1 protein-coding gene, 1 rRNA gene and 1 pseudogene are annotated in these 2,622 nt (G+C 73.0%); all 3 read left to right on the forward strand.

From position 1 onward, the window contains the following. Positions 1 to 91 (forward strand): 5S ribosomal RNA (rrf, locus tag ABZ128_RS35480); the annotation flags it as partial. A gap of 183 nt (positions 92 to 274) precedes the next feature. Further along, positions 275 to 916, forward strand: a pseudogene (locus ABZ128_RS35485) (RNA helicase); the annotation flags it as partial. 720 nt (positions 917 to 1,636) lie between these two features. After that, positions 1,637 to 2,503 carry a hypothetical protein gene (locus ABZ128_RS35490; RefSeq protein WP_356854025.1) on the forward strand — a complete coding sequence of 289 codons (867 nt, stop codon included), beginning with the start codon at positions 1,637 to 1,639 and terminating at the stop codon, positions 2,501 to 2,503. The last annotated feature ends 119 nt before the right edge of the window (positions 2,504 to 2,622 follow it).

A 2,622-nucleotide genomic window follows, 5' to 3' on the forward strand; every position in this document is an offset into this window, starting at 1 on the left:
GCCCGGTTACATTCCGAACCCGGAAGCTAAGCCTTTCAGCGCCGATGGTACTGCAGGGGGGACCCTGTGGGAGAGTAGGACGCCGCCGAACAATCTTTCAAAGGACCCTTGGTCCAGCGTTCAACGCTGGACCAAGGGTCCTTTTTTGTTTTGACAGTTTTACGCCGAAGCGCGGCCATGGGTTGGTTGCGCGAGAATGACTAGCGGTACCCCGAAGACAGGAGTCACACCCATGTCCAACTCTCCCGACGATCGTCCGGAGCGCGAGCCTCGTCGCAACGACGGCGGTGACAGGGGCGGCTACCGCGGGGGCCGTGACGACCGTGGCGGTGACCGCGGTGGTTTCCGCCGCGACGACCGCGGCGGCCGCCCGACCGGTGGTGGCGGCGGTTTCCGCCGTGACGACCGTGGCGGGCGTCCCGCCGGCGGTGGCGGTGGCTTCCGCGGCGGCCGCGACGACCGTGGTGGGGACCGTCCGTCCTACCCGCGTCGTGACGACCGTGGCGGTGACCGCCCGTTCTCCCCGCGCCGCGATGACGAGCGCGGTGGCTTCCGCGGTGGCCGTGACGACCGTGGTGGCGACCGCCCCTCCTTCCGCCGCGACGACCGCGACGACCGCGGTGGCCGCCCCTCCGGCGGCGGCTTCCGCCGTGACGACCGTGGCGGCGACCGCCCGTTCTCCCCGCGTCGCGATGACGACCGGGGTGGCTTCCGCGGTGGCCGCGACGACCGTGGTGGGGACCGTCCGTCCTACCCGCGTCGTGACGACCGTGGCGGGGACCGTCCCTCGTACCCGCGTCGCGACGACCGTCCGTCCGGTGGTTTCCGCCGTGACGACCGGGGCGAGCGCCCCTCGTACCCGCGCCGGGACGACGACCGCGGTGGGCGTCCGTCCTACCCCCGCCGGGACGACGAGCGCGGTGGCTACCGCGGCGGCCGTGACGACCGCGGCGGCGACCGTCCCTCCTACCCGCGCCGGGACGACGACCGTGGTGGACGTCCGTCCTACCCCCGCCGCGACGACGAGCGCGGTGGCTTCCGCGGTGGCCGCGACGACCGTGGTGGGGACCGTCCGTCCTACCCGCGTCGTGACGACCGTGGCGGGGACCGTCCCTCGTACCCGCGTCGCGACGACCGTCCGTCCGGTGGTTTCCGCCGTGACGACCGGGGCGAGCGCCCCTCGTACCCGCGCCGCGACGACGACCGCGGTGGGCGTCCGTCCTACCCCCGCCGCGACGACGAGCGCGGCGGGCGCCCCTCGTACCCGCGCCGGGACGACGAGCGCGGGGGCTACCGCGGCGGCGACCGTCCCTCCTACCCGCGCCGGGATGACCGTCCGTCCGGTGGTTTCCGCCGTGACGACCGGGGCGAGCGCCCCTCCTACCCGCGCCGCGACGACGACCGCGGTGGGCGTCCGTCCTACCCCCGCCGCGACGACGAGCGCGGCGGCTACCGCGGCGGCCGTGACGACCGCGGCGGCGACCGTGGCGGATTCCGCGGGCGGGACGACCGGGGTGGCTACCGCGGTCGCGACGACCGTGGCGGCGACCGTGACTTCCGCGCCGACCGTGACCGGGACCCGGTCAAGCGGCTGCCGATCGACGAGGACGTCACCGGCCTTGAGATCGACTCGGACGTGCGCCAGGAGCTGCTGAGCCTGCCCAAGGGCCTGGCCGAGGAGGTTTCCCGCAACCTGGTGATGGTGGCCCGGCTGATCGACGAGGACCCGGAGAAGGCGTACGCGTACTCGCGCATCGCCCTGCGGCTGGCCTCCCGCGTCGCCGCCGTCCGCGAGGCCGCCGGCTTCGCCGCGTACGCCACGCAGAAGTACAGCGAGGCGCTCGCCGAGTTCCGCGCCGCCAAGCGCATGACCGGTTCCGTCGAGCTGTGGCCCGTCATGGCCGACTGCGAGCGCGGCCTCGGCCGTCCGGAGCGGGCGCTGGCCATGGCCGGCGAGCCCGAGGTGCAGAAGCTGGACAAGGCCGGCCAGGTCGAGATGCGCCTGGTGGCCGCCGGTGCCCGCCGGGACATGGGGCAGCTCGACGCCGCCATCGTGACCCTGCAGAGCCCGGAGCTGGCCTCGAACTCGGTCCAGCCGTGGACGGCGCGCCTGCGGTACGCCTACGCCGACGCCCTGCTGGCGGCCGGTCGTGAGGACGAGGCGCGCGAGTGGTTCGCCAAGACCGTCGAGGCGGACAAGGAGGGGGCGATGGACGCATCCGACCGGCTCGCCGAGCTGGACGGGGTCGAGTTCGTCGACGCGCTGGACGTGGCCGACGCCGAGGACGAGTACGACGACGAGCAGGACGCCGCCGAGGTGGCTGCCGCCGAGCGTGCCTCCGACCAGACGGAGTACTACGACGAGGACGACGACGAGTACGAGCCGCTGGAGCAGTCCGAAGCGGACGCCGACGTCGACGTCACCGACGAGATCGTCGCCGACGTCGAGGACGATGACGTGGACGATGACGTGAACGGGCCCGGGGCCGGCGACAAGGCCTGAGCCGCGGCATGACGTGAGGTGACATGGAGAAGGGCGGCACCCCCCCCGGGGGGGGGGGCGCGCGCTCGGTAGTTCACCACTATTTAAAACAATCCAATTGTTGTATATTTTGTTTTTGG

This window comes from Streptomyces sp. NPDC006326, from assembly GCF_040612915.1.
Lineage (GTDB): Bacteria > Actinomycetota > Actinomycetes > Streptomycetales > Streptomycetaceae > Streptomyces.